Origin of the sequence: Streptomyces sp. SID14478, assembly GCF_010548525.1 — a bacterium.
In the GTDB taxonomy this organism is placed as follows: Bacteria; Actinomycetota; Actinomycetes; order Streptomycetales; family Streptomycetaceae; genus Streptomyces.
In genome coordinates this window covers 1-765 of sequence record NZ_JAAGMG010001052.1, presented here as the reverse complement: position 1 = coordinate 765, position 765 = coordinate 1, and the positions used below count along the sequence as shown (strand labels likewise).

The window sequence follows — 765 nt, the reverse complement described above, 5'->3', positions numbered from 1 at the left end:
CGTCGCGGCGCGGGCGGGTGCGGCTCGGGATGCGGCGGGCAGTTGGGTCGTTCGGGGCCCGGCGGCGGGGACGCGTGCCGTCCGGACACTGGCCGGCACCGGCACCACTCAGTCCCCGGTGGGCGCCCGCGCCGCCGGGGACCCGGGCGGCGTCTCCCAGGAGCCCGTCTGCCAAGTCGCCTCGGACAGCGGGGAGTTCCCGATCGGGACCGCGGTCCACCGGGGGCCGGACACGTACCACCCGGGCGGAGGGTACGAGCGCTGGTCGTTGGACCTGACCAACGCGACGGACTCGGGCTGCGGCAACATCCACCCGGTGCTCGTCCTCGTCGACGAGAAGCGCAAGCTCAGGCCCGCCCAGATCCAGTTGGAGTTCCACGACGGGGCGCGCTGGCGCCCGGTGCCGTTCGAGAAGACCGACCAGGACGAGAACCTGGGCGTCTTCGACGACGGCTTCCCCGGGTTCTCGGTCGGCCCCGGCAAGACGGTCACCGTGCGGGTCCGGCTCGCGTTCACCTCCGACACCCGCCCCGGCCACGTCGTCGCCGCCGCCGCGCTCGTGCAGCGCAGGGACGACGACGGCGACTGGGTGGGGGAGTCCCGCGACTACCCGTTCGACATCGTCGCGGGCGGCGGCGGCCGCACCCGGCCGGGCCTCGCGGAGGAACTGGCCCGGACCGGTCCGAGCGGCGCACTGCTCGGGCTGGGGGCCACCGCCGCCGCCCTCCTCCTCTGCGGCGGCGCCCTCGTGAGGGGAGCGCGGCG

1 protein-coding gene is annotated in these 765 nt (G+C 76.2%); it reads left to right on the top strand.

The window, feature by feature from the left end; genetic code table 11:
* Positions 1 to 118 precede the first annotated feature (118 nt).
* Positions 119 to 765 (top strand): hypothetical protein (locus G3I40_RS33890; RefSeq protein WP_164558670.1); only part of this gene is annotated, 647 nt, incomplete at its 3' end.